The sequence below is a fragment of the Kangiella taiwanensis genome (genome assembly GCF_020005165.1).
Classification (GTDB): Bacteria; Pseudomonadota; Gammaproteobacteria; order Enterobacterales; family Kangiellaceae; genus Kangiella; species Kangiella taiwanensis.
Genome location: NZ_JAHCLT010000001.1, coordinates 773,833 through 798,480, shown reverse-complemented (window position 1 = coordinate 798,480; position 24,648 = coordinate 773,833). Strand labels below are relative to the sequence as shown.

The window sequence follows — 24,648 nt, the reverse complement described above, 5'->3', positions numbered from 1 at the left end:
AGTAATACTTTACACTCTTTGTAATTTGTGAGCTATTAGGGAGAACAAAAACCGAATAGAATTATAGACTTATACTATGTATAAATATTGAACTCAACGATACAAGGATTGAATGATGAAGTTAAACCAATTTTTACTACTTGGCTCGATGGCCGTGCTGATGAGCCTCACTCAGTCTTGCTCGCAAGCCAATGGTGGTAACACGACAGCATCGCCGCAAGATTTGTATGCTCAGATCCAACAAGCTGCCAGCACCGAAGGTTGTACTAGCAGTACTGATTGTGGCTTGCTACCGATCGGCAACAAGCCATGCGGTGGCCCCGAAGCCTATATGGCCTATTCTAAAACCAACTCTGACGTCGCAGCGCTCGAAAAGATGGGCAAACAATACGAAGAGATGCGAAAGCAATACAATAAAGACAATCAGGTCATCGGCACATGCCAAGTTACACCTAAACCCAATGTCAGCTGTATTCGCAATCAATGCGTAGCTTCAGAGAAGAACACTCGTATCCAGTAGCTCAGCAACGCTGTTAGCTAACTGCATCTCTGCGTCTTGCCCTTTTGCCTCAGTGCTGTCTTGGAATGGCACGATACCCAGGCAAGGCGCAGTAATATTCTGCTTTAACCACTTCACATTGTCTTCAGCCATGTTCATTTTACCTTGAGCAAAGTTCGCTACCCAGCCCGATACTTTAAGACCGCGGCGTTCAATATCACGAACACTTAACATGGCATGATTTAGACAACCTAGCTTCATCCCTACCACTAAGATTACATCCAGTTGCTCTTGCTCAACCCAGTCAGCATAAGTCTCTTTTTGATTTAGTGGTGTCAACCAACCGCCAGCGCCTTCAACCAAAATAACATCGGCGTTATCTGGCATCACAACCCTATTGGCAAGCTCTTCCACATCTAAAGCTTGGCCTGCTAAATCCGCAGCGATATGAGGAGCAATTGCTGGCTCGAAACACAGCGGATTGATTTCGTTATAACTAAAGGACATATTTGACGCTTGCTGCAGTTGCAACGCATCATCATTTTTCAAGACGCCCTGCACTGGCTCCGCACCCGACGCTATCGGCTTAAGCCCGACAACAGACAGTTTTCGATTCGCAAAAGCACGAATCAATGCCGTAGAAATAAAGGTTTTACCGATCTCTGTATCGGTTCCTGCCACGAAGAATTTACGGTTAGCTTTACTCAATTTGTTATACCTCGCACAATTAATCGAGTATGATTGCTATATACTATGGATGACAACGTTTGGTTCACCCAAGTACTCAACATGAAATAGACACGTAATATGGATAACTTTTTAGGCGATAACACTATCATATTAGTGCTAGGCATCCTAGCGCTAGTGCTGCTGCTTGGCGCTGTTGTGACGGCGACCTTAAAGCATGCGTTAGTGCGTCAGCTTGAGTCTAAAAATGATGAACTCAAACAAGTCATCAAAGAAAACACTCAGAACATCGCCAACAAAAAGCAGAAAATTGAAGACTTAGAGTCCGACTACAAAAAACTTAAAGACTCTCTAACAAGTCTGTCTGAGCGTAACACCTCGTTAATTCAAGAGCATCGCCAACTTAACTCCAAATACGAAAAAACGCTATCCAGCTACGAAGAAGCCCATAAAAATTACATGGATGCCTTACAATCCATTTCTGATACCAAGCGTGAGCTCGAAGCTGAAATGGACGATTTAAAAACATCTCATGAAGAAAAACTCAAAAACGTTCGTAAAGAATCACAAGACGAAATTGAACACTTTAAGTCGAACTACCTAGCCGATTATGAACACATCAAAAAGAGCCATAAGCGCCTGATACTTGCCAACCAAACTTTGAGCAAGAATACCGATAATTTGCGCGACGAACGCGACTTCTACCGTACCGAGTTCGAAACCCTGCGCGACTTTCTACATGACGCGCAAATGAAAAACGTCAAAGATATCCTAAAAGCCAAAGAAAAAGAGCTTGAAGAAAAAGTTGTTAAATTCGAAAACAAACAGAAGTCGTAACAGCTTCATTACTTTAGGAGTCTTTTATCCTTTAATACCATTACCAATTCTTTAAAATTTGACACTTCTTCTGTGATTTCTAATACCCCAGAGTAATTAATCTCAACATAAACAGCTTGTAAGTCATAGGTTATTGCAGAAATATCTTTTAACTCAGCACTAATTACTTCATCAAACCGAACCTCATTAATAACGTTGTTATTTTTCATAAGCTTAAATGATTCAAAGCTTTTATCTATGTCCAAAGTCCAGCTATTTTCACCGTATCTAATTCGCCATATAACATCTTTAATGTAATTATTAATTTTCCTTAACATTTTATTTCTCAATCACTGAAACTTTAAAAGTTTTTCCGAAGTTTATAAATCTAGTCAGTGTACCTTTAAACCTCTCCCTTCCCTTCCGCTAATTCAACAATATACTCATGATAGCTAGTGGCTTGCTTTTTCTCTGAGCCAAAGGCATGTCCATAAACTAATTCATATGTTGCAGGAAGTTGTCCATCATCCAACGCGAATTGTTGGTAAGCTTTTTCAACAGCACGTAATTTTTTTGGGCTCATTAGGCCTGAGCTTCGGCGGTTATCGACGTTGTGGGCGCCGATATCTTTTAAGTCGCGCATTAATTCGGTCGCTTTGTCATAACTAATCACCACTGGCTCCGCATCGACAACAGGATCAAGCATCGTTGCTTGTAGCATGGCGTCACCCACATGGTGCATATCAATGAAATCATTAACGTGTTGGTAATGATCCACTTCAGCAAAGCTTTTCTTTAATTCCATCAAAGTATCTGGGCCAAGCGTTGTAAACAACAATAATCCTTCTGGCTTTAATACTCGATTCAATTCTGAAAACAGTTTGGGCAAGTCTTCAACCCATTGGATAGCCAAGTTCGAGAAGATTAAGTCTTGGGAATTATCGTCGAACGGCAGTGCCAGCGCATCGGCACACACATAGTCTTCAGATTGTGATTGCTGTTTACACCAGGCGATCATGCCTTCGGCAATATCGACACCCGTTGTTTTTGCCTGAGGAAAATGTTGTGATAGCTCACGCGTAAAAACGCCAGTCCCACAGCCCAAGTCGACAATGTTTTTCGGCTCAAGTTTAAAGTAATCCAAACGTTCAAACAAACGCTTGCCAGCAATGCGTTGGAAAAACGCCGCAGCGTCATAAGTCTTTGCGGCCTGACTGAATGATCGTGCAATATCGTTAGAACTTAGATGGCTCATGCGGCTAGAAACTCTTTAACTTTCTCTACAAACTGGTTCGTGTGCGATAAAAACGGTGCGTGGCTCGCTTTCGGGAAAACATGATGCTTACTGTGTGGTGCTAACTGCTGAATGTCATTAGCAGCTTTCGCAGGCACTAAAGAATCTAGGCGTCCGTACAAGCGTAAAAAAGGCACAGAAATATCTTTTAAATGATCTCGCAAATCGACATCGTTAAGAAGGTTTAATCCTTCACGTAACGCTTTTGACGCTGGCATGCCGTGAATAAATACCGTATCGCGTAAACGACGTATATCTTCTTTTTGCGTTTCACTACCAATCGCTTGTATTGCAAGGAAGCGAATAATAGTTCCTTGGTAATCTTCTTCTAAATAACGACAAAAACTATCCATGATGTTCGGCTTCATCGCATGTTGCCAATCGTCTGTTTGTACAAAACGTGGAGAGCTCGACACCGTAATTAACGACTCAACTCTATCAGGATGATTCACGGCAATATTGGTCGCGACTAAACCGCCCATCGACCAACCGAGGTAGTGCGCTTTTTCTGGTGTAACTTTTAGGACCTGCTCAGTCAGTAAGTCAATACTGTAATCGCCACTCGGCAGCGGTGAACGCCCAAAACCAGGCAAGTCAATTAAGTGCAAGGTGTAATTTTGCGACAATTGCTCCGTGATGAGCTCCCAGATACCGGAGTGTAAACCCCAACCATGAAGTAACACCAAGTCGGGACCTTGGCCGATAGTTTCAACAAATGGTTTTAAACGACTCATTGCTTAATTCTCTGCCTGTAGCTGTGTGATGCTTTCGACTAATTGTTGGATCTGTTGACGCGTATGATTTGCGGTTAAGGTGATTCTCAACCGAGCGCTATTTTCAGGTACTGTCGGCGGTCTAATCGCCACCACCAATAAACCTTTGTCGCGCAAGCCACCGCTGACCTTTAACGCCAGTTCATTGCTGCCTAATAACACAGGCTGAATCGCTGTGTCAGATGGCATCAACGGTAGCTTCGCTTCGTTCGCTAACTGTTTGAAGTAAGCAATATTATCCTGCAGTTGCTGGCGGCGCTCTGGTTCAGTCTGTAGTAATTTCAAACCAGCTCGACTAGCCGCGGCAACCGATGGCGGTACCGCAGTGGTATAAATGTAACTTCGCGCGAACTGCACCAAACTTTCTATCAACGTATGGTTGCCTGCAACAAAGGCACCGTAACTGCCTAGAGCCTTTCCAAAAGTCGCCATGTAGATATCTGCTGATGACGGCTCCAAGCCAAAGTGCTCTAACGTGCCCTTACCGGACTCACCAAGCACACCAAATCCATGGGCATCATCGACCATCAGTTTCGCTTTATACTGCCCACCTAGTGTCAGCATGTCTGGCAAGGGCGCTAAATCCCCGTCCATGCTAAAGACGCCATCAGCGACCATGAGTTTCGTATCAACTTTATGTTTTAACTGGCGTTCGAGCGAACTCATATCATTATGTGCATAACGCAGCATTTTGGCGTCGCTGGCACGGCCACCATCGATCAAGGACGCGTGATTCAACTTATCTTGAACCAACAAGTCATTGCGGTCGAACAAACTGGTTAATACGCCGTAGTTGGCCATAAAGCCAGAGGAAAATAGAAGCGCGCGTTCGACACCAAGAAACTCAGCCAACTCTTCTTCTAGCTGGTGATGCTCATGACTGTGTCCAACCACCAAGTGTGACGCACCACTTCCAGTGCCGTATCGCTGAGTGGCCTTTTGGGAAGCTTCGATCAGTTTCGGGTGACTCGCCAGACCTAAATAATCATTGCTACTGAAATTAAGGAAGTGATCGCCATCGACGCTCACTTCTGTATCTTGGCCACTCTCTAAGGTAAGACGGTGGCGCATCATGTCCTGCGCCTGCCGTTGTTTTAAGCGGCTTTCAAGCTTACTCCACATAGAATTCCTAGCGGTTGTAATGAGGTAAACAGTTAGGCTTCTAGGCGCTAATTAGTTCACTTCGGTCGCGTCATAAAATAGCGGCTTCTTGTCAGACGTTGTCTGTTCAGCAGCCTGAGCCGCCATATCAGCAGCTTCTGCTTCAACCTCTTCTTTAGAGTGATGACGCTGTTCAGGCTGAATCCCTAAACGCTTAAACAAAACAGAATCAGCTTCAGCTTCCGGGTTTGCAGTGGTTAGTAGCTTTTCGCCGTAGAAGATCGAGTTGGCGCCCGCGAAGTAGCATAGCGCCTGAGTTTGCTCATTCATATCCTCTCGGCCTGCAGATAAGCGAACGTAAGAATTAGGCATAATGATACGCGCAGTTGCTATCATTCGAATAAAGTCAAACTCGTCTAGCTTTTCCACTTCACCTAGTGGCGTACCTGGTACTGCCACCAGCATGTTAATCGGCACACTCTGAGGATGTTCTGGCATATTCGCCAGTTGCATTAACAAACCATAGCGATCATTAACTTTTTCGCCCATGCCAATGATGCCGCCACTACAGACGTTGATTCCCGCATCACGCACATTTTGTAGCGTATCCAAGCGGTTATCGTAGCTACGCGTGGTAATGATTTGCTCGTAATACTCTGGTGAGGTATCAAGGTTATGGTTGTAATAATCCAGACCAGCTTCAGCCAATTTTCCCGCCTGCTCGTCTGTTAGCATGCCAAGTGTCACACAGGTCTCTAATCCCATGTCTTTAACCTGGCGGACCATTTCGATAACGACATCGAGGTCTTTGTCACGTGGCGAGCGCCATGCTGCGCCCATACAGAAACGCGTGGCACCGTTTTTCTTAGCTTGTTGCGCTTTTTCAACAACTTTCTGTACAGCCATCAATTTTTCTTTAGACAAGCCAGTATTGTAGTGACCAGACTGAGGGCAATAGGCACAATCTTCAGGGCAAGCACCCGTTTTGATACTTAATAAAGTGCTGGTTTGTACTTCGTTTGGGTTAAAGTTCTGGCGGTGGATCAACTGCGCCGCGAACAATAAGTCGTTAAATGGTTGATTATAGATAGCTTCTATCTCAGCCAAGCTCCAATCATTGCGAACCTTGCCACTATTTAAATAATCTAAATTGCTCATTGTATCTTTAACCCTTATAGTATATTTTTTATACGTTTTAGCGTTATTTGCTTGGCTAAAACGCAGTAACTGCAATATGCGTGCAGTTTACTTCCCAAGAATACACTGTCAACCAAGAAAAGGGAATTTAGGTTTACAATGAGCTTTTTCGATAACTTGCGTCGTTCAGCCCAAGAGGCCCTGCTCCAGAGCAGTTGCTCTTTTTGTGGACTGCAGCAATCAGAACTTGGCATTTGCGATCCTTGCCTCTCGGCCATAGAGCCGATGGGCCGTTCTTGTATGACTTGTGCTAGCCCGATTGAAGCCGGTCATATTACCCATAAAAGTCTCAATGATGCCAATAGTTGTGGGCAGTGCGTCAAAAAACCACCAGCATTTGATAAGGTCATCGCAGCCACTCGGTATAAGTTCCCAGTGGATAAAGCGCTGAGTGAACTCAAGTTCAACAAACAACTTCACTACGCACGTAGCCTCAGCCACGTACTAGAGCGCCGAATCAGATTGAGTTACGAAGACACGCCGTTACCGCAAGCGCTTGTCGCTATTCCGCTCCACCCGAAACGTCTCAGTGAACGCGGCTTTAACCAGTCCGATATTATTACTCGCCATTTATCGAATTCTCTTGGAATACAACTGAGCAATGCATTAACCCGTGTTAAAGATACTCCACATCAAATCGGCTTGAGTGAAAAACAGCGTCGTAAGAACTTGAATAACGCTTTTTATTTAAGAAAGTCATTACCCACACACATTGCATTAATCGATGATGTGGTCACTACTGGCTCGACGGTTAGCGAAGCCGCCAAGCTGTGCTTAAACAGTGGGGTTAAGACGGTCGACGTCTGGTGTCTTGCTAAAACCTAAGTCTTTAACTAAGAAGTCCTTTTGTCTACTATAAACAAATCAAAAGCATACAACGTTAATTAGAAGGATAGTATTTATGATGGGTATCAAATGGTGGAGCCTATTAATCAGCGCAGTACTTATTATCGCTTTATCTTCATGTGCACAACCAACTCCTGAAGAAGAAATACAAGCGACATTGGACGAGATGATTCAAGTATTAGAGTCTGGCGAAAAGCATAAAATCGTCACCGAGTATGCCAACCTATCTCCTGATCAGGATATCAAACCCGAGGACTTCACCAATCACAAAGCCGAACAGTTATTGAACTACTTAAATCAGGCAAAAACTCGAAGCCCTATCATTTCTGATGACCAGAAAACCATTCGCTTTCAAGTTCCGGCATCACACAAAGACCTAGTTTTTACTAAAGTTGATGGCCGTTGGAAGCTGAATAATTAATATTGCGGTAGAACAAACATCCCTCTAAATTTGCCTTGACGAAAAGTTTTTCCGAAGTAATCTAGGATGAGCAAACGTTACTGAATGGTAAAATAATGAGTAAAACACCTAACATAACTTTATCAGAGCTTGATGTTGAAAGACTTGAGCGATTACTAGAACAAGTTTCTAGTAAAGATAATCCTGGTATACAGGCATTAGAGATGGAAATTGGACGCGCTAAGATCTTATCTCCCGAGAAAATGCCAAAGGATGTCGTGACGATGAACTCTGAAGTGAAATTTAAGGTTTCGGGTTCAAATGAAGCATTTGATTTGACTCTTGTTTACCCCAAAGGTGTAGATGGTACTGGCAAAACTTTATCTATCCTTGCTCCTGTAGGTAGCGCTTTGATCGGTTTAAAAGAAGGTGACAGTATCGAGTGGCCAAAACCAGGTGGCGGCATGATGGAAGTCACTATTGACCAAGTTGTATATCAACCCGAGCGCGAAGGTAAGTACCACGTCTAACTTATGAGCGAGTGGTTACTGATCGTATTACTGACTCTCGGCGCAGGCTTATCAATGCCCGCAGGTGCCCTACTCGCTCGATTTGAACATATTCGGCCTCAATGGCTTGAGCAAGAACTTCGTCACAGCATCATTGCCTTTGGCGGCGGTGCGCTACTGTCGGCTATAGCTTTGGTTTTAGTCCCGGAAGGAAGCGCCAAACTCAGTACTGCTGAAACCGCGATATACTTCGCACTGGGCGGTATTGCCTTCATGGCGCTAGATCGATTGCTCAACTATCTTAAAAGTCCTGCCAGCCAACTCGCTGCCATGTTGTCCGATTTCATTCCAGAAGCTTTAGCGCTAGGAGCGGCATTTGCCGAAGGTGGCACGGCAGGAATGCTATTAGCTGGCCTTATCGCACTGCAAAACTTGCCAGAGGGCTTTAATGCTTTTCGCGAGATGAATGCAGCAAAAGCCTTCAAACCAAGCGTCATCATTTTTGCGTTTTTGTGCATGGCTTTCCTTGGCCCGATTGCCGGACTCGCAGGTTACTTCTGGCTTGCTGCTTACCCTACCGCTGTGGGCGCCATCATGATCTTTGCAGCAGGTGGCATCCTTTATCTGACATTTCAAGATATCGCACCACAGGCGAAGCTCGATAAGCACTGGGGACCGCCTTTAGGCGCAGTTGCTGGTTTTTTATTGGGCTTAATAGGCCAGCTCTTAATCCATTGAGATTAACCTTTGATTCGTCGAGTGCTAGACTAGCCACCACCATATAAACATTCACGGCATTAGGAGTTGGTTATGGCATGGCTCTATTTATTTATTGCAGGTTTATTCGAGTGTGGCTGGGCTATTGGCCTGAAATACACCGAAGGGTTTAGTAAACCTCTACCAACAGTCTTAACCGTCATCGCGATGGGTATTAGCTTTTGGCTGTTATCTATCGCCATGAAAACAATTCCCGTGGGAACCGCTTATGCGGTGTGGACAGGTATCGGCGCCGTTGGCGTTGCCATCATGGGCATGTTTTTATTTAATGAATCAAAAGATATCTTGCGTATTTTATGCCTACTGTTGATTGTGACCGGTATCGTAGGACTGAAACTTGTCTCGAAGGGGGAAGCATGACCACTTGGAGTGATGTGCTAGGGCAAGAAAAAGAACAGCAATACTTTATCGAAATCATGAATTATGTTGCTGGTGAGCGCGCCTCTGGCAAAACGATTTATCCGCCAAAAGAGCAGGTCTTTAATGCCTTCAAAGCCACCGAATTCGATCAGGTCAAAGTCGTGATTCTTGGCCAAGATCCATATCACGGCCCAAATCAAGCGCATGGCTTATGCTTCTCGGTACAACCAGGGGTTAAAACACCACCATCACTGGTGAATATGTATAAAGAATTAGCGCAATCCATTCCTGATTTTAAAATCCCACAGCACGGCTACCTGCAAAGCTGGGCTGAGCAAGGTGTTTTACTACTCAATACAGTGCTCACCGTCGAACAAGGCAAAGCCCACTCTCATGCCAACATCGGTTGGGAACGTTTCACTGACAAAGTGGTTCAGACGTTAAATCAAGAAAATGAAGGAATTGTATTTTTACTATGGGGAAGCCATGCCAAGAAGAAAGGTCAATCGATTGACCGCAACCGCCACTACGTCTTAACCGCGCCCCATCCGTCACCACTGTCGGCTCATCGCGGCTTCTTTGGCTGTAATCATTTTGTCAGAACCAACGAGCTACTCGTCGCAGACGGTAAGCAACCCATCGATTGGCACTTACCAGCCGAAGTGAGCTAAATCCACTTTAAAACGGACAGACGCCCGCAATAACTGATACAATGCGGGCAATTCTTGTAACACATTTCAGGCGCTCAGTTTGCTGAATAAAGATCGCTCCCGTCAGGTCCTCGAAATATCTTTGCCCATCGTCGGTGGTATGGTTTCCCAAAATGTCCTGAATCTGGTCGATGCTGCTATGGTTGGAACCCAAGGCAGTGCCGCGATTGCAGCAATTGGTATTTCGGGCTTTATCAACTTCATGGCCGTAGCTTTTTTTACTGGCTTTGCTGCGGGTGTGCAGGCCATGGTGTCGCGTCGCATTGGCGAAGGTCGTAGCGAAGAAGCGGCGTACCCTATGAATGCCGCGCTGGCTATTATTACCCTGCTCGCCCTGCCGACCAGTATCGCGTTATTTTTCTTAGCACCGAAGATTTTACACCTGTTAAATGACGATCCTGAATTACTCAAAGAAGGTATCCCTTACCTCCAAGCACGCTTCGTCGGCATTGTCGCGGTCGGCTTAAACTTTAGCTACCGCAGCTATTGGAGCGCAATCAGCCAAACTCAATATTACCTGCGCACGCTACTGATCATGCACACCATCAATATCATCTTGAACTATGCGCTGATCTTTGGCCACTTTGGGATGCCAGAACTAGGTACTCTCGGCGCAGGTATTGGCACCACCGTTTCTGTGGCGCTGGGCACCTTGTACTACCATTATTTAGCCAGTAAACACACCAAAGAATACGGTTACTTGTCGCAGCTTGCTCGCTGGCCAACCATTCGCGGCATTCTGAAAATTTCGATTCCTTCAGCGCTCCAACAGCTGTTCTTCGCGGGCGGATTTACCGCGCTGTTCTGGATCATTGGTATGGTCGGTACGCATCAACTGGCCGCGGTCAACGCCATTACTAACGTGATGCTCGTTGGCATTCTGCCTTGCATTGCCTTGGGTATTGGTGCTGCGACGCTGGTCGGGCAGTCCTTGGGCCGCAAAGATCCTCAAAATGCTTACCTTTGGGGCTGGGATGTTGCCAAGATGGCGATCATCTTTGCCATTGGCTTAGGTGCCATCTTCTACATTTTCACCGACCCTATCATGGGGATCTTCTTGAAGGAGCCTGAAGCCCTGAAGCTGGCTCACTGGCCTTTTAAATTATCGGCTCTGATTATCGTCATTGATGCGGTTGGGCTGGTCTTCTTGAATGCGCTTAATGGCGCTGGCTCGACCAAGTCGACTTTATACGTCTCGATAATTTCGCAATGGATACTTTTCTTGCCAGTCGCATGGTATCTCGGCCCTTACCTTGGTAAGAGCCTAACCATCATTTGGGTTGCTTACTCGGTCTATCGTGTTTTGCAAACCGGTGCATTTGTTTGGCTCTGGCAGCGCAGAAGCTGGAGCCGTATTCAGTTTGATTAACGTTTAGACTCTGCTAACTGAGCATCAGTTGTCGGCTTGGTTTTAAAGGTTCCCACCAAGGCGATAATCAGCAGAATCGGCAAATACCAAGCGTACTGCCCCGGTGCCAATGGTGAAATTGAAAAGCTCGCGCCAAGTAATAAACACTGCGCGCCGTAAGGCAATACCCCCTGGATACTACAAGCCCCAATATCCACCAGGCTCGCACTCTGCTTTGGCAGTACCTTATTCTTTTTTGCCAATTCATGAGTCACATCACCGGTTAACACAATACTCACGGTATTATTGGCAATCGCCAAATTAGTCACCGCGGTGGTACTTAGAATGGCAAACTTCGCCCTTAGCTGCGACTTGGTCACGCTGAACAGCTGGCTGATTTTCTGTACTAACCATTGCAGGCCACCTTGTGCCTTGATAAGCCCCCCGAGGCCACCGACTAACATCGACAATAAGAAGATTTCTTGCATACTGCTGAAGCCCTGATACATGGTGACAGCAACACCTGCTTCTTGGCTAAAGCCACCACCGACAAGGCCAATCACGATCGCGACCACGATACCAATGGCTAGAATCACAAAGACATTCCAGCCGAGCAAGGCCAAGCCGAGAATAAAGGCGTAAGGAATCAGGTTATACCATTCGTAGTCACCAATGGTCACAGCCTCGCCTTCTCCGGCGAAAATACTATAAAGCACCACTGTGACTAGTGCAGCCGGAATGGCCCAGCGTGCATTTTGTTTTAACTTATCAGTCGCTGTCGCGCCTTGCGTACGAATCGCTGCAATTGTGGTATCCGAAATAACGGATAAGTTATCACCAAACATGGCGCCACTAAGCAAGATTCCCGCGACCAAAGCAGGCGACACTTGCAAGCTTTCCGTCAAACCGACGCCGATTGGCGCTAACGCAGCCAAGGTTCCCATCGAGGTCCCCATCGAAAACGACACCACCGCGGCAATCAGAAATAACCCTGGCAAGATAAACGATGAAGGTATAAGGTCTAAGCACAAATTCACTACCGCAGAAACAGCACCAATTTGTGTGGTTAATGCACCGAAAGCGCCTGCTAACAAGTAAATCAAACACATGGCGATGATATTACTGTCGCCCATGCCCGCTAATAAATGCTTAATGCTGGTCTCGATCGTAGCTTTTGCTAATAAAATGGATAAGGCGATAGCAGGCAGAATTGCAATCGGCGCAGGCAATTGATAAAACGCATCTTCGACACCGGTCACACTGTAATAAATACCCGTTCCGAGAAACAGAACAAAAAAGACCAGCATTGGGATGAGCGGAATAAAACTTGGCGTTACGTGGGACGACGCTTGGTTCAGTTGGCTGTCTCGGATGTTCGGGTTCGCCGTGGTTTTGTCATCGGCGGAGATGGTTTTTTCTGTCATGCAAAATACCTAGGTTTTATCACTTATGATTGTGGCTTGCGGACAGAAGGGGCTTTTTGAAGCTCTCTTTAGCAGTTTTACTCTTTTGACGTTGAAAACGTTTTGTTAATAACGTCTATTAAAGAGTGCGCCCGCAAGCGGAACAAATCAGCGCAAGAGGCAACTATAACTAAGTTACCTCGGTAATTCAACAAACAGATATCTAGCAGTCTATTTCAACATGGTAGACGCTGGCTCGTCTTTCGACAGACGTAAGAAGTAGTAATCGTACTTGTAGTCTTTCTCGAAGCCGTAATCGCGGTAAATCTTGTGCAGACGGTGATTTTCCTTACGGGTTGTCACCTCAACACGGACCCCTTTACTCGCTTCACACAACATTTTAGCGGCATCCAATAAGCCTTTGGCAATTTGGCGTCTGTCTGAGCCACCAAAAATGAAGAAATCATTTAACACCCAGATTGGCGCCAAGCCGATGCTTGAAAACGAAGGGTACAGTTGAATAAAGCCCGTTAACTCACCCTCTTCAAACGATAAGAAGATCTTGGATTTTTCTTCTTCAATCAAGGGCTTAAGAAACTCACGGACTTGCTCAGGCTGAGATTCCTGACGGTAAAATTGGCGGTATTGATCAAACGCTGGTACTAACAGCTCTAAATCTTCAATAGTACAGGCTCGAATATCCAAGGCTTGGTCCTTATTCACTGGTTAAATGATGTTCAGTAATAATTCAGTTTACATTTTATATAGTAGCTGATAACGAATGAGCAAGGTCATCATAACAAAGCAACCCTCTCACTCGTAACCGTATTATAGTGTTTTTCGAGGAGTTAGCCATGAATAAAGTCATCATATCTGCAATAAGCGCGTCCCTGTTACTGGGCTTTTCGCAGGTTGGCGAAGCCAAAGAACATAACGGCCAGAAGGCAGATAGAGGTTCGAGTTACAGCTCTAGCAGTGCTCGAGATCATGGTGCAAACCATCGTAGTAACCATCGAGCCACCAATCATCGTGCAGAACGACGGGCCGAGCACCGTGCCGACCGTAGAGCAGATCGTCGAGCTGAGCGCCGTTCAGAACGTCGAGCAGATCGACACGCCGATCGCCACGATCGCAGAGAACATCGTTATCGCGACAATGATCGTCGTCGCCACGCGTCACATGAAAGACGCCATTACCGTAGCCATGATCGCTATCGTAATCACGACCGTCCGCGATATAAGCATCGTCACTACAGACATTACCACCCAAGAAACTATCCTGTCAGCGTGTATTACTTAGGACAAGACTGGTACTACTACGGTGGTTACTATCATCCTTTCCCAAGACACCACATTCATACCAGGTATTGCCACCACCGCTACTGGGAGCCGTTAGCTGTAGGCATCATCCTGGGTTCGGTAATAGGTTGGTAAAAGGATAGGCTTATCGATTAGTTAGTGTTTCCTGACCTTGAGAGGCTCGGATATCAAGTTCCCCTAACACATACCCCCTTAGTGTTATCCGACTCCCCACTCTCAAGGTCAGCTTTTTCTCTCCTAACATTATCCATGACAATGTGATAATGACATTAAAAAGCCGCTTTACGCGGCTTCTTTTTTATTGTGTTTATCAGTATTACATACCAATTGGAGAACCTGGTGGCATCTCAAGTGGTTTAACGTAGTCGACCTCGAACTCACCCGCCTGATACTTCTCAACCAAGTCTTTTAGCCACAAGTAACGCACTGGATTACGCTTCGCTTGCGTCACCAACCATGCACCAAGCTTACCAATCTCAGTGTGTAGGTGAGCACGTACTTCTGGTGAAGCTTCTGGGTTAGCGGCGGCAACTAGAATATGTTTCACTGTTAAGTAATCAACTCGCTGTTGTATCAAAGCACCTAAACCCTGGCTCTCAGTACTGCGTAAGGTCGCCACCAGCAACTCACTCAACATTCCTTCAAGACCGAGCAACTCAGGCGACTGTGCTTTTTGTTGCATTAATCGAGCCAGCCTCTGAGGATTTAGCATCAACTTCAATGTATGCTGTGCCACCACATCGGCCATCGCCACAGGGTCTAAAGCTGAGCCAGTCTGGCTCGGGAAGCTTTCACGATTCTTGTAATAACCATAGGCTTTCGGTGGAATCATGCTAAGAATATGATCCGGCACCTGCAACTGCTCAACAGATAAGGTCGAGAGTAGCATCTCTAACGCAGCATCCTGTTGCTCTTTCGATACAGGTCGTACTGGCTTATAGCTATCGCCCTTAACGCTGTACTCGAAATGCACACCGCCAAGCAACTTCACCGCAGCTTCAACTTGATAACGATGGAATAAATATAAAGGGACTAAGGTCTCAGCCAGCTCAGAATACGGCTGGCCGTCCTTTAAATTAGCATGACCAAAGTTTTGTAATGCCTGCTGACGAACCTGTAGCACTCGACTTAATTCTTGCGCTGGATCTGCGCCATTGTCCCATAAATGAGCTTCTGCTTGTGAGCCGCCTTGCGGACGAGCATCAGCATCAGATATAAAGAACAAACCTTTCGAGCTAGCGTCACGCACGATTTGACGCAGTGCCTCGTCTTCTTCGCCTTCTTCAAATTCAGCATAACCGTAGCGAACCGTTTCGATGTCCCAACGGCCAATCCCCTCGGCGTAAGCATTCTCTAAAGAAATATTACCGTTATTTAAAGTGACCAGGGGGTGTGGGTAATCCATGACTGAGGCGCGATTATTCACGCTCGCTGCAAAATTGTGCGCAATGCCTAAGGTGTGCCCAACTTCATGCGCCGACAGTTGACGAATACGAGCTAAGGCCATGTCCAAGGCTTTCTGTTCTTTATCGTCGTTTGTTGCTGAGCCGGTCAGTGCGTTAGCAATCAACAAGTCTTGGCGCACACGTAATGAACCTAAGGTCACGTGACCTTTCAGAATTTCACCCGTACGAGGATCAGCCATCACCATGCCGTAAGACCAACCACGAGTTGCACGGTGAACCCATTGAATCACGTTATAACGTACGTCTAACGGATCCGCGTCTTGTGGCAACATTTTTACTTCATAAGCACCCTCTAAGCCAACGGCGTCAAAGGCATCCCCCCACCATTTTGCACCTTCTAACAAAGCCGTACGCACTGGCTCTGGCGCGCCAGGATCAAGATAGAAAGTAATCGGCTCAATATTACCCTCTTTATCACGCGTAATACGATGACGGTAGATCAGCTTTTTCTCTAAACTCTGAGTCAATGGCGTCGCATAATCAGCATAGGTCAGCTCAAAGAAGCCACTTTTGGGGTGAAATTTGCGAGGTTGATAGCCGTCATCTGGTAAGGCTACAAACTGCACTTGCTGCTGCACCGTAATAGCGTCTGGCGATGGCGTTACTTGGCGCACATATTCGCCTGGATTAGAGCCCTTAAAGGTCAGAATTGATTCAAAAACGGTATTTTTAGGGAAGTTCTTACTGCTCTGTGTGACTAACGCTGAGCGAGAAGTATCAACGCCATACGAGCCTTGATTAGTCGCTTGTAAACGTTGACCTACGCCATGCAGATCCTGTAAAAGAAACGGTGACATATCGATCAGGTGACGCTTCCCTGAGCGCGCTTCGACTTTAAAACCGTATAGTACCGAGCTGGCGAACGCCTGTTCGACCGATGAGCGCTCGGCTTGATTATCAGTATCAGCGCGATAGCGAGTATTTAACTGCTTTAGGAAAATCTTATCGCCATACTTTTCGAACTGAACCAAACGGCTTTGGCTCATTTGACCACGGTCTAAGCCAATATCGTTCGAACCAATACCGTATGGCAAGCCCGTAAACATAATAAACGGTTCTTCAAACTCACTGACCTCTAACCAGATCTTTCCTTGGCTATTACTGACCTGGTACGGTATAAAACCGTTAATACGATTCGACTGATTTCGAATGTCCGACCAGCTAGCCGCATTGACGCTCACGCATGCAAGGCAAACTAGCGCAACAATAGTAGACTGAATAACTCGTCGCATGAGCGATTCCCTTTATCTTTTTTGTGTTGATACTCGCCTAATTAGAAGGCTTTATTAAAAAACAAACTATTGACCATCAAACGAGCTGAACCAAGCCAATAGCCCCTAAAAACTGGATTGTCGTTAAACACTATGATACTGCCACGTTCTAGGCGCTGAGCCAAGACAGCTGGCGTATTTTTTATGCGCTCGACGTTCTCTTTTGATGAATATCCAGCGGCCAGTGGCGTCTCGGTGTAGGTTGCCACAGTCAAAAAGTCCTGAGCCGCAGGTTTTAGAACCTGAGTACCCGCCTTGGTAAAGGCAATCATATCGTTGCTCAAACCATAAGCCAGCGGATGGCTATTATCCAAATCAGCCTGATAAATAGCGCCGCCAATAATACCCTTTGCAATCACATCGTCACGATGGCTGAACTCATGCCCCTGAGGCTTTGGCTCCTCAACAACATCCACTTCAAACGTCGCCAGCTTATTGCGAATAGCCCACTCCGCAGCAGTACGCGTCACCACCAAAGTACCACCCTCTGAAATCCACTCAGTTAATGCTTGGTGTTCTTCAGGTTTCAAATCAGCATAGAAACCATCCACCAATATCAAGTGGCTGTAGCGATCGAGTTTGGTGAAGTCGACGTGATTGGCATGCTGCATCGACAAAGGCACTTCAACCCGCGTATCCAGTAGATGCCACATTTCACCAGCCTCATAAGGTGATACTTCACCACCAATCAGCAATAAAGGTCGTGGCATAGCAACCGGTTCGATACTTGGGCTGCCTAAATCGATACCGTTTAGCGCTAAGCCTGTATCAACACCAAAAACATCAACGCCAGCGTCTAAAAAGGCATTTTTAAGCGCACCCATGGTTGTCGTTTTTTTCTCAGAGTTGGCAGGAAGCTGGATGACCAAAGCGCCAGGCGCAAACATTTTCTCACTATTGCCGACGTTAAGACTAAAGCTTTTCGTGCTGACTTTGGCTCGAACGCCTTTTTTCAACACACGGCTTAACCCTTTCGCCGCATTAAAGTTATCCCACGGGACAATGACAGCCACCGGATCTTGGCTTCCAAACCAACGGCCTTGCCCGAACTCTTGTAGCTCTTTCGAGCTAACGTGAGACAGGTCACCACGGTCAAGATGGGTAAACTCGACGTTAAACGCCAACGGTAACGTCCACGCGGAAACATCGTAGAAAGTATTGTCTTCAAACTTTTTACGAGTCTCAAACATGGCCTTAATCAAACCATATTGCTGTTGATTAAAGTTCACTACATAAGACGAATCAGCGGGATAGGCGGTGCCATTAACTTTTATCGCTTTGTCCACTTGTCGAACCGCAACCTGATGGCTCTCTAGAATTCGCAAAAACTCTTGCAGGCGGCCTTTGTCCTTCGAAGTGAAAACTACCCCTTTAACCGAATCATCATCTGCGGCGTCAGCTCGACCAGCAAAAAAGTCACGTTGGTAGCTTTGCAGCTTATCTTTCATCGCCAAAGAGGCTTTCAAAGTCGAGAACGAAGTCGCGACTTGGTTACGGATGGCGTATGGAAAGCTCAGGTCACCATTGACCGACTCTTGTAAGTGGCCTCGTGAGCTCGCCTGCTCGAACAATATGCCTACACCACCGTTAATGTCTGGGAACGTTGAGCCTTTACCGTAATAAAAATCATCAAAACCTTCTTTGCTGTAATAGGCAGCGCCTAAATCATCCAACGCTTTGGCATGAAATTCAGCAATATCTGCAGTTAAATCAAAATTAGCTTCTGAGGTCAGTGGGTTTTGACGACTGGGGACGCCCGGCTGGAAGAAATAGGTCGAGTTAGTGCCCATCTCATGAAAGTCACCCACGATGTGGGGACGCCATTCATAAAAATGCTTCACACGAGCTTGGCTTTCTGGATGTTGTAACAATAACCAATCACGATTTAAGTCAAACCAATAATGATTGGTACGCCCCATCGGCCAAGCTTCCGTGTGCTCCATTGAGTTAGCGTCGCTCACCAACTGTTTGCCTTTATAACTATTCACCCACTGCGCAAAGCGCCCCATACCGTCTGGGTTTAACATCGGGTCTATCATCACCACTGTATTGTCCAGTAGCTCCTGAACCCAAGTTTCTTTTGAGGCCGCTAAGCGATAAGCCACGAGTAATGCAGCATTAGCACCACTGGCCTCGTTACCATGCACCGAATAGCCGATCCAAACTAAGTTCGGTCCTTCATAATCATCTAAATCAGCACGCGATGCTTTAATCTCATCCAAGCGAGCAAGATTCTCCGGAGATGAAATATAAGCCGTGATTAATGGGCGGTTCTCATGAGTGCGGCCAATTTCTTTTAACGCGACCTTGTCTGAGAGGTGAGACAAGGACTGGAAATAGGATAAAGACTGATCGGGGCGCACATGCCAAGTGCCTACTTGATGCCCCAAAATATCTTTTGGCGTTAAAACATCATCGGAATACTCTATGGATTGATTGAAGTAATAATCCAATGTCGGCTCGTCGGCCTTCGATTGTAGGGGAAATGTTACGCAAGTTATTAATAATGATAGAAATATCTTAATTTTTAATACAGAAGCCATTGTCAGCAAATTTTAGTCGTTTTCTTCATTCTAACGGTTGCAATTATCGCTGCAAGCCCTCACATACGGTATACTAGGAAAATGAATAGATTTACTGATAGCAAAACGGTTTAGTTATATATGATTAATGTTTCAGAAGCAGCACAAGAACACTTTCGCCGCTTACTCGCTGGGCAAGAAGATGAAAATACTGGGATCCGCGTATTCGTCGTCAATCCTGGTACGGCTCATGCAGAGTGTGGCGTATCTTACTGCCCGCCCGATGCAGTTGAAGATAACGATACCGAGCTTAAGTTTGAAGGTTTCTCAGCGTTTATCGATGAAGACAGCGCACCTTACTTAGAAGAAGCCGAAATTGACTACCAGAAAGAAACAACGGGCGGTCAATTAACTCTGAAGGCACCGAACGCCAAAGCGCGTAAGGTCGATGATGACGCACCAGCGGTTGATCGCATTCGTTACTACCTCGAGTCTGAGATCAATCCAGAACTGGCTAACCACGGCGGTCAAGTCGCTCTAACCGAGTTTACCGACGACGGTATCGCGGTACTTCAATTCGGCGGCGGTTGCCAAGGCTGTGGCATGGTCGACGTCACCCTGAAAGAAGGTATCGAAAAAACCTTGATGGAAAAAGTCCCTGAAGTGAAAGGCGTAAAAGACGTCACTGAACACGCCGCTGGTGAAAACCCCTATTACTAATTTCATTAGTTACTAATAAAAAAAGGCGCTTTTCAGCGCCTTTTTTTATTGTATTAAATGTTTATGCAGTAATTTCAGTATATCCAAAGCGTCATCATCACTGACTAGGAAGGATAAGTGTTGATCGCTTGATGTGTGGCTAAGGAGTAGCCACTGGTCTGGGAGCTCGGCGTCGATTTGTAACAGATGCCACAGCGCTTGGCTGGACTGGCAGCCGACTAGCGTAATGATTGCGCTGTGCGACAGTAATACACTACGGCACATTTCGGCAAGCTTTACCGACAGCTCATTTAGTATGTCTTCACCATGTACACTGTTGCTGGTTTCTACCGCCATGACTAGTGACTCTTTGGTTGAAGCCAACAGTTCACAGCCAAGTTCTAATTCATTAAAAACGGTGAACACTTTTTGCAGCGTTTCAGGCTGTTGACCGCGACGCCCTAGCAACAATGTCATTACAGGAACATTTTGTTTTACGGCAATCGATTTGACCCAACGCGAGTCAGTTTCTTCGCCATTGATCATGGTGCCAGTCTCAAGTGGCTGGTGTGTATTCTTAATTTCAATAGGGATGCGGTACGGCATGACCGTGCTCAAGCACCGCGGGTGCAACACTTTCGCGCCGGCTTCCGCCATTTCAAAAGCTTGCGCGTAACTGACCTGCTCTAACTTCTTGGCTTCGCTTAATTTGTTTGGGTCTGTAGTGAACATACCGGCTACGTCAGTCCATATTTCTAGTTTTTTAGCTTCTAGCAACGCTGCCACATACGACGCCGAAGTATCTGAACCCTCACGACCTAACAACACGGTTTCACCTGCTTCATTGCTGGCGATAAAGCCTTGTGTCAGTACCACATCATACTTATCTGCCCACTGTTGAGACAGTGCATGATCAGGGCGTGGGTGGCACACGGCATTTAAATACTGATCATTGAGATTGTTGTTCGCCTCTACTTCAGAAACAAACAATTCGCGCGCATCAACCCACTGAGTTTGGTAAGACTCTTTAAGTTGGCCTGCTAAAAACTCGGCTCCCAGTGTCGATGATAACAACTCACCGTGCGCTACAACCTCTGCACGTAACTGAGAAGTTAGCTTGCCATTAGTCGAAACCTTGCTGAGCGCCTCTCCTAGTGCCTTTAATCGCTCCGTTAACAAGGAGTTATCCAACTGTAATTGCTGCGCCATTTCAACATGGTACTGCTTTAACTCTGCGAACAGTTCTTCATGCTCTCCACTTGTCGCTTGTTGCGCCAGTTTTTCTAACTGATTGGTGACATTCTTAAAAGCAGAATGCACCACCGCGACTTTAACGCCTTGTTGTAAATTATCTTTGATGATTTGTGCGATGTTATTCCAGTCGTCGAGACTCGATACACTGGAGCCACCAAACTTTAGAACAACCCATGAAGGTCTTTGATTATCTTGTGTCATTGATTGGAATTCGGTTAAGACTTCAAAAGAAAAGTATTACCACAATAAGGGCAATGGCCTTCGCCATTTTCTATCGGGATGAATACACGCGGGTGCTGACTCCATAAAGTCATATCAGGCATTGGACAACTTAATGGCAAGTCTTCGGTGGTGACGTTGATCACCCTTTGACTGACTTTATTCTTGCTCGCTGTCTCAGCAGATGATTTAGCAGTTTGATTGCTCACTGTCAGCTCCCTGTTTTGCGGTGTTGCTTTATTGTACCTCGACATTTGCAAATGTCGAATGCCACAAGTCTACCACTTTGTTACGCTCGCTTTGTAGTTCATTGATCGGAACTAGCTGTGGCTGACTTTGTAATGAGCTATGATTCGCAATATCTCGAAACGTTCGGTAATTGTCTATCAGTTGGTCACGAATTTCTTGTGAGATATGCCCATGCTTTGCCAGTAACTGCAGCCAGTCGACATTATTAAACGGCAGCGACTCATGATCTAAACGTTTCGTTAGCGATGCAGAATGGCTCAATGCCCAGTATTGAACTAAAAACTCAATATCAACCAAGCCGCCATCACCCTGCTTGATGTCCCAGAGTTTGCTGTCAGACTTATTGAGGTTATCGCGCATCTTTTTACGCATAGCGACGACGTCACTGGCCAAGTCTTGATTTTCAGATTGTGCCGAACTCGGCTTTGCGAGAATCTCAGCACGCAACGCCAAGTAATCGTCTCGGAGCTCTTGGTCTCCAGCGATTGGACGAGCCCTCACCAAGGCTTGATGTTCCCAAGTCCAAGCTTCGTTATGTTGGTATTTTTTAAAAGCATCAATGTGGCTTACTAACATGCCAGAGCGCCCTGAAGGACGAAGCCTAGTATCCACTTCATACATAATGCCTTGTTGCGTTCTCGTGCCTAAATAGTGCACTAGGCGCTGTGCAAGTCGAGTATAAAACTGGTGCAGTTCTAACGCTTTTTCACCAGAATGATTTCTTCCCGTGGTTTCGGATTGAGGGTCACCATGATACAAAAACACCAAATCAAGATCCGAGCCGTATCCCAGCTCATCACCACCCAGTTTACCGTAACCTAATACCAAAAAGCCTGATGCTAGCCCCTCTTCACACTCAGGTGGCACGCCGAACTTTGCCACCGTTTCTCGCCATGCAAACTGCAATAAGTACTCAACGATGACCTCTGCTAAGTCGGTTAGCTGTTGCGACACAGCGCTAATATCAAAGCGTCCGGTTAGATCGCCCGCCGCAATTTTGAACTGACTGGATTGTTTAAAACCGCCCAATGCGACCAGTTGCCCCTCTATGTCATCAGCTTCAATCCGTATCAACGCCTGGCGCAATTGGCTCGCTAAATCGCCTTTACTCAGCTGTTTGCCAAAGTTGCTGGGGAATAAGAGTTCGTCCAATAGCGACGGATAAATCGACATCTGTTTAGCCAGCCAGCGGGAGCGAGAGACGAGTTGCACCAAGTACTCCAAAACGGGCAAATTCTCTGCCAACATCTCGAAATAAGCCGTTCGGCGGCCAACACCTTGTAATAACTCAATACAGCGCTGCAATGTGGTTTCTGGTTCAGGTTGCTTACCAGCTTCGATTAACAAATGCGGTAACAATTGATCCAATCGTGTTAAACCACGACTGCCAATTTTGCGTTCTGAAAACTCGTTTCGAAACTGGCTGACCGTATCGATCATATCTTGCGTGATAAAAAGCCTCGCCTTCAAATCCGCTTCTTGTTCTGCGTTGAGGTTTCCTTCAATCCACTTCTGTACCCACTCACAATCTTCATCGACCTTTTCTTCATCGTGCGGATCATGAAAAAGCCCCTTGAAAAAACGCGCCACACAGCCTTGGTGGAGACTTAACGTTTCAACCACTTCCGCCCAAGAATCACTGCCTAACATAGCGGCAACCTGAGATTGCTCCGCGGTTTCCGTTGGCAAGTTTTGGGTCTGTTCTTCATCACGAATTTGAATCGCGTTTTCAAGCTTACGCAAAAATTCGTACGCTTTTTTTAGCGGTGCAGCTTCTTGAGGCGGAATAAACTCTTTGACTTGAAGCGTATCGAGGCTGTGCCACCAGTTTTTCGTTTGTAGTACTGGATGTCGACCACCACCGATTAGCTGCAATGACTGCACGATAAACTCTAGTTCACGAATACCGCCTTCACCTAACTTGATGTTTCCTTTAGCATTCTTCCGCAATAATTCACTGGCGATTTTCTGCTTCAGCTGTCGTATCGACTCCAACACACTAAAGTCGATATAACGGCGGTAACTAAACGGACGTATGATCTGCTCAAGCGTAGCCTTAGTTTCATCATCACCATTGATGACTCTTGCTTTAATCATGGCGAATCGTTCCCACTCACGCCCTTGCTCCACATAATAGTCCTGTAGCGCGTTGAAGTTCGTTACCAAGGCGCCACTTTGCCCATAAGGCCTAAGCCGCATATCAACGCGATAAACAAAGCCATCGTGTGTCATATCGGACAACAAGCTAATAAGCTTTTGTCCTAAGCGCATAAAAAACTTCTGATTTTCAATGGGCTTCGATTCGCGATCCGTTTCCCCTTCTTCAGGAAAAGCAAAGATGAGGTCAATATCCGAGGAGAAATTCAGTTCTCGTCCACCCATCTTACCCATGGCAATGATCAGCATTTGCTGTAACTCGCCATTAGCGCTTAGAGGCCTGCCGTATTGTTGATGGAGCTGATGTTCAGCCCATCGATAAGCTGCTTGCACCAAAATATCGGCTAGGGTCGATTGGTAAAAGGTGATGGCTTTGATATCAGCCAATTGAAAGATGTCATTTACCGCAATCAGTATCGACCAATAGTGACGCTCCAGCCGTAAACGCTTCTTCATATCGAATTCAGACAAGGTCAGCTCAAACCGCTCTGGCAGCTGACTTAATCCTTGCTCTATTGATACCCCATTAATTGCATCAAGCAGCCACTGGGGATGCTTGATTACCCAACGGGCAATATAATCACTCGAAGCGAGCACAAACTTCGCTTTTTCTGGCTCATATTCAGTTACCGAGGAGGATAACGCCTCTTGCCACTGCATATATCGTTTTTCAGCCAGTTCTTGTAATGACGCTGGTAAACTAAAGTCAGTTCTCATGCCGTAAGTGCTAAAAGTGATGGTGATATCGATGCTACGACGATACGTTGATATC

Annotated in this window: 24 protein-coding genes; 11 read left to right on the top strand and 13 right to left on the bottom strand. The window is 46.0% G+C overall.

Going from position 1 to position 24,648, the window contains the following annotated elements; translation table 11 throughout:
* Positions 1-112: 112 nt before the first annotated feature.
* Positions 113-520, top strand: a complete 408-nt coding sequence (locus KFK88_RS03870) for a hypothetical protein (RefSeq protein WP_223577340.1) — start codon at positions 113-115, stop codon at positions 518-520.
* On the opposite strand, the gene bioD is transcribed toward KFK88_RS03870, so the two are convergent.
* Positions 494-1,207: a dethiobiotin synthase gene (bioD, locus tag KFK88_RS03865; RefSeq protein WP_223577339.1), complete on the bottom strand. Its 714-nt coding sequence runs from the start codon at positions 1,205-1,207 to the stop codon at positions 494-496. The two genes, KFK88_RS03870 and bioD, sit on opposite strands and share 27 nt — an antisense overlap.
* Before the next feature lie 99 nt (positions 1,208-1,306).
* On the opposite strand from bioD, the gene KFK88_RS03860 reads away from it, so the two are divergent.
* Positions 1,307-2,023, top strand: a complete 717-nt coding sequence (locus KFK88_RS03860; RefSeq protein ID WP_223577338.1) for a hypothetical protein — start codon at positions 1,307-1,309, stop codon at positions 2,021-2,023.
* An 8-nt stretch (positions 2,024-2,031) separates the two neighbouring features.
* On the opposite strand, the gene KFK88_RS03855 is transcribed toward KFK88_RS03860, so the two are convergent.
* From KFK88_RS03855 to bioB, 5 genes are all read right to left on the bottom strand, one after another.
* A complete protein-coding gene (locus KFK88_RS03855; RefSeq protein WP_223577337.1) occupies positions 2,032-2,340 on the bottom strand; it encodes a hypothetical protein in 309 nt (102 codons plus the stop codon).
* Positions 2,341-2,405: 65 nt separating this feature from the next.
* Positions 2,406-3,257 (bottom strand): malonyl-ACP O-methyltransferase BioC, encoded by an 852-nt coding sequence (bioC, locus tag KFK88_RS03850; protein ID WP_223577336.1) that lies wholly within the window; start codon positions 3,255-3,257, stop codon positions 2,406-2,408.
* On the bottom strand, positions 3,254-4,030 hold the full coding sequence (bioH, locus tag KFK88_RS03845; protein ID WP_223577335.1) for a pimeloyl-ACP methyl ester esterase BioH: 777 nt from the start codon (positions 4,028-4,030) through the stop codon (positions 3,254-3,256). The genes bioC and bioH overlap by 4 nt, the downstream gene beginning before the upstream one ends.
* A 3-nt stretch (positions 4,031-4,033) precedes the next feature.
* The gene (gene bioF / locus KFK88_RS03840; protein ID WP_223577334.1) at positions 4,034-5,191 is read right to left on the bottom strand and encodes an 8-amino-7-oxononanoate synthase; all 1,158 of its coding nucleotides are present in this window, start codon (positions 5,189-5,191) and stop codon (positions 4,034-4,036) included.
* 51 nt (positions 5,192-5,242) lie between these two features.
* The gene (gene bioB / locus KFK88_RS03835) at positions 5,243-6,328 is read right to left on the bottom strand and encodes a biotin synthase BioB (protein ID WP_223577333.1); all 1,086 of its coding nucleotides are present in this window, start codon (positions 6,326-6,328) and stop codon (positions 5,243-5,245) included.
* A 138-nt stretch (positions 6,329-6,466) separates the two neighbouring features.
* Between bioB and KFK88_RS03830 the strand changes: the two genes are divergently transcribed.
* The 7 genes from KFK88_RS03830 (at position 6,467) to KFK88_RS03800 (ending at position 11,338) form a co-directional block, all read left to right on the top strand.
* Positions 6,467-7,192, top strand: coding sequence for a ComF family protein (locus KFK88_RS03830; RefSeq protein WP_223577332.1), 726 nt, complete (start codon positions 6,467-6,469; stop codon positions 7,190-7,192).
* 76 nt (positions 7,193-7,268) lie between these two features.
* Positions 7,269-7,634: a hypothetical protein gene (locus KFK88_RS03825; RefSeq protein WP_223577331.1), complete on the top strand. Its 366-nt coding sequence runs from the start codon at positions 7,269-7,271 to the stop codon at positions 7,632-7,634.
* A gap of 95 nt (positions 7,635-7,729) precedes the next feature.
* Complete coding sequence (gene rnk, locus KFK88_RS03820; protein WP_223577330.1) at positions 7,730-8,143, top strand: nucleoside diphosphate kinase regulator; 414 nt, start codon at positions 7,730-7,732, stop codon at positions 8,141-8,143.
* A gap of 3 nt (positions 8,144-8,146) precedes the next feature.
* The gene (locus tag KFK88_RS03815) at positions 8,147-8,860 is read left to right on the top strand and encodes a ZIP family metal transporter (protein ID WP_223577329.1); all 714 of its coding nucleotides are present in this window, start codon (positions 8,147-8,149) and stop codon (positions 8,858-8,860) included.
* Between the two features lie 72 nt (positions 8,861-8,932).
* Positions 8,933-9,259: a quaternary ammonium compound efflux SMR transporter SugE gene (gene sugE, locus KFK88_RS03810; RefSeq protein ID WP_223577328.1), complete on the top strand. Its 327-nt coding sequence runs from the start codon at positions 8,933-8,935 to the stop codon at positions 9,257-9,259.
* Positions 9,256-9,930, top strand: coding sequence for a uracil-DNA glycosylase (ung, locus tag KFK88_RS03805; protein WP_223577327.1), 675 nt, complete (start codon positions 9,256-9,258; stop codon positions 9,928-9,930). Before sugE ends, ung begins: the two co-directional genes overlap by 4 nt.
* Before the next feature lie 79 nt (positions 9,931-10,009).
* Positions 10,010-11,338, top strand: a complete 1,329-nt coding sequence (locus KFK88_RS03800) for an MATE family efflux transporter (protein WP_263296335.1) — start codon at positions 10,010-10,012, stop codon at positions 11,336-11,338.
* On the opposite strand, the gene KFK88_RS03795 is transcribed toward KFK88_RS03800, so the two are convergent.
* Positions 11,335-12,741 carry a Na+/H+ antiporter NhaC family protein gene (locus KFK88_RS03795; RefSeq protein ID WP_223577325.1) on the bottom strand — a complete coding sequence of 469 codons (1,407 nt, stop codon included), beginning with the start codon at positions 12,739-12,741 and terminating at the stop codon, positions 11,335-11,337. The two genes, KFK88_RS03800 and KFK88_RS03795, sit on opposite strands and share 4 nt — an antisense overlap.
* Before the next feature lie 210 nt (positions 12,742-12,951).
* Positions 12,952-13,425 (bottom strand): GNAT family N-acetyltransferase, encoded by a 474-nt coding sequence (locus KFK88_RS03790; protein ID WP_223577324.1) that lies wholly within the window; start codon positions 13,423-13,425, stop codon positions 12,952-12,954.
* 149 nt (positions 13,426-13,574) lie between these two features.
* Between KFK88_RS03790 and KFK88_RS03785 the strand changes: the two genes are divergently transcribed.
* Positions 13,575-14,153, top strand: a complete 579-nt coding sequence (locus tag KFK88_RS03785; RefSeq protein ID WP_223577323.1) for a hypothetical protein — start codon at positions 13,575-13,577, stop codon at positions 14,151-14,153.
* 202 nt (positions 14,154-14,355) lie between these two features.
* Here the strand turns inward: KFK88_RS03785 and KFK88_RS03780 are convergent, their stop codons facing one another.
* A complete protein-coding gene (locus KFK88_RS03780) occupies positions 14,356-16,737 on the bottom strand; it encodes a zinc-dependent metalloprotease (protein WP_223577322.1) in 2,382 nt (793 codons plus the stop codon).
* 41 nt (positions 16,738-16,778) lie between these two features.
* Complete coding sequence (locus KFK88_RS03775) at positions 16,779-19,229, bottom strand: M14 metallopeptidase family protein (RefSeq protein WP_223577321.1); 2,451 nt, start codon at positions 19,227-19,229, stop codon at positions 16,779-16,781.
* Between the two features lie 210 nt (positions 19,230-19,439).
* Between KFK88_RS03775 and nfuA the strand changes: the two genes are divergently transcribed.
* A complete protein-coding gene (gene nfuA / locus KFK88_RS03770) occupies positions 19,440-20,018 on the top strand; it encodes a Fe-S biogenesis protein NfuA (RefSeq protein WP_223577320.1) in 579 nt (192 codons plus the stop codon).
* Positions 20,019-20,063: 45 nt separating this feature from the next.
* Here nfuA and KFK88_RS03765 read toward each other — a convergent pair whose 3' ends face one another.
* The 3 genes from KFK88_RS03765 to glnE are packed head-to-tail and all read right to left on the bottom strand — an operon-like array spanning position 20,064 to position 24,593.
* Entirely contained in the window at positions 20,064-21,452 is a 1,389-nt protein-coding gene (locus KFK88_RS03765) for an aspartate kinase (RefSeq protein ID WP_223577319.1), read from the bottom strand.
* Positions 21,453-21,466: 14 nt separating this feature from the next.
* Positions 21,467-21,679: a zinc-finger domain-containing protein gene (locus KFK88_RS03760; RefSeq protein WP_223577318.1), complete on the bottom strand. Its 213-nt coding sequence runs from the start codon at positions 21,677-21,679 to the stop codon at positions 21,467-21,469.
* A gap of 28 nt (positions 21,680-21,707) precedes the next feature.
* Positions 21,708-24,593 carry a bifunctional [glutamate--ammonia ligase]-adenylyl-L-tyrosine phosphorylase/[glutamate--ammonia-ligase] adenylyltransferase gene (glnE, locus tag KFK88_RS03755; protein ID WP_223577317.1) on the bottom strand — a complete coding sequence of 962 codons (2,886 nt, stop codon included), beginning with the start codon at positions 24,591-24,593 and terminating at the stop codon, positions 21,708-21,710.
* Positions 24,594-24,648: the final 55 nt, after the last annotated feature.

What these genes read in the sequence shown, in the direction of transcription:
- KFK88_RS03870 (WP_223577340.1), top strand. Translation starts at nt 113, where the DNA reads ATGATGAAGTTAAACCAATTTTTACTACTTGGCTCGATGGCCGTGCTG.
- KFK88_RS03860 (WP_223577338.1), top strand. Translation starts at nt 1,307, where the DNA reads ATGGATAACTTTTTAGGCGATAACACTATCATATTAGTGCTAGGCATC.
- KFK88_RS03855 (WP_223577337.1), bottom strand. Translation starts at nt 2,340, where the DNA reads ATGTTAAGGAAAATTAATAATTACATTAAAGATGTTATATGGCGAATT.
- bioC (WP_223577336.1), bottom strand. Translation starts at nt 3,257, where the DNA reads ATGAGCCATCTAAGTTCTAACGATATTGCACGATCATTCAGTCAGGCC.
- bioH (WP_223577335.1), bottom strand. Translation starts at nt 4,030, where the DNA reads ATGAGTCGTTTAAAACCATTTGTTGAAACTATCGGCCAAGGTCCCGAC.
- bioF (WP_223577334.1), bottom strand. Translation starts at nt 5,191, where the DNA reads ATGTGGAGTAAGCTTGAAAGCCGCTTAAAACAACGGCAGGCGCAGGAC.
- bioB (WP_223577333.1), bottom strand. Translation starts at nt 6,328, where the DNA reads ATGAGCAATTTAGATTATTTAAATAGTGGCAAGGTTCGCAATGATTGG.
- KFK88_RS03830 (WP_223577332.1), top strand. Translation starts at nt 6,467, where the DNA reads ATGAGCTTTTTCGATAACTTGCGTCGTTCAGCCCAAGAGGCCCTGCTC.
- KFK88_RS03825 (WP_223577331.1), top strand. Translation starts at nt 7,269, where the DNA reads ATGATGGGTATCAAATGGTGGAGCCTATTAATCAGCGCAGTACTTATT.
- rnk (WP_223577330.1), top strand. Translation starts at nt 7,730, where the DNA reads ATGAGTAAAACACCTAACATAACTTTATCAGAGCTTGATGTTGAAAGA.
- KFK88_RS03815 (WP_223577329.1), top strand. Translation starts at nt 8,147, where the DNA reads ATGAGCGAGTGGTTACTGATCGTATTACTGACTCTCGGCGCAGGCTTA.
- sugE (WP_223577328.1), top strand. Translation starts at nt 8,933, where the DNA reads ATGGCATGGCTCTATTTATTTATTGCAGGTTTATTCGAGTGTGGCTGG.
- ung (WP_223577327.1), top strand. Translation starts at nt 9,256, where the DNA reads ATGACCACTTGGAGTGATGTGCTAGGGCAAGAAAAAGAACAGCAATAC.
- KFK88_RS03795 (WP_223577325.1), bottom strand. Translation starts at nt 12,741, where the DNA reads ATGACAGAAAAAACCATCTCCGCCGATGACAAAACCACGGCGAACCCG.
- KFK88_RS03785 (WP_223577323.1), top strand. Translation starts at nt 13,575, where the DNA reads ATGAATAAAGTCATCATATCTGCAATAAGCGCGTCCCTGTTACTGGGC.
- KFK88_RS03780 (WP_223577322.1), bottom strand. Translation starts at nt 16,737, where the DNA reads ATGCGACGAGTTATTCAGTCTACTATTGTTGCGCTAGTTTGCCTTGCA.
- nfuA (WP_223577320.1), top strand. Translation starts at nt 19,440, where the DNA reads ATGATTAATGTTTCAGAAGCAGCACAAGAACACTTTCGCCGCTTACTC.
- KFK88_RS03765 (WP_223577319.1), bottom strand. Translation starts at nt 21,452, where the DNA reads ATGACACAAGATAATCAAAGACCTTCATGGGTTGTTCTAAAGTTTGGT.
- glnE (WP_223577317.1), bottom strand. Translation starts at nt 24,593, where the DNA reads ATGAGAACTGACTTTAGTTTACCAGCGTCATTACAAGAACTGGCTGAA.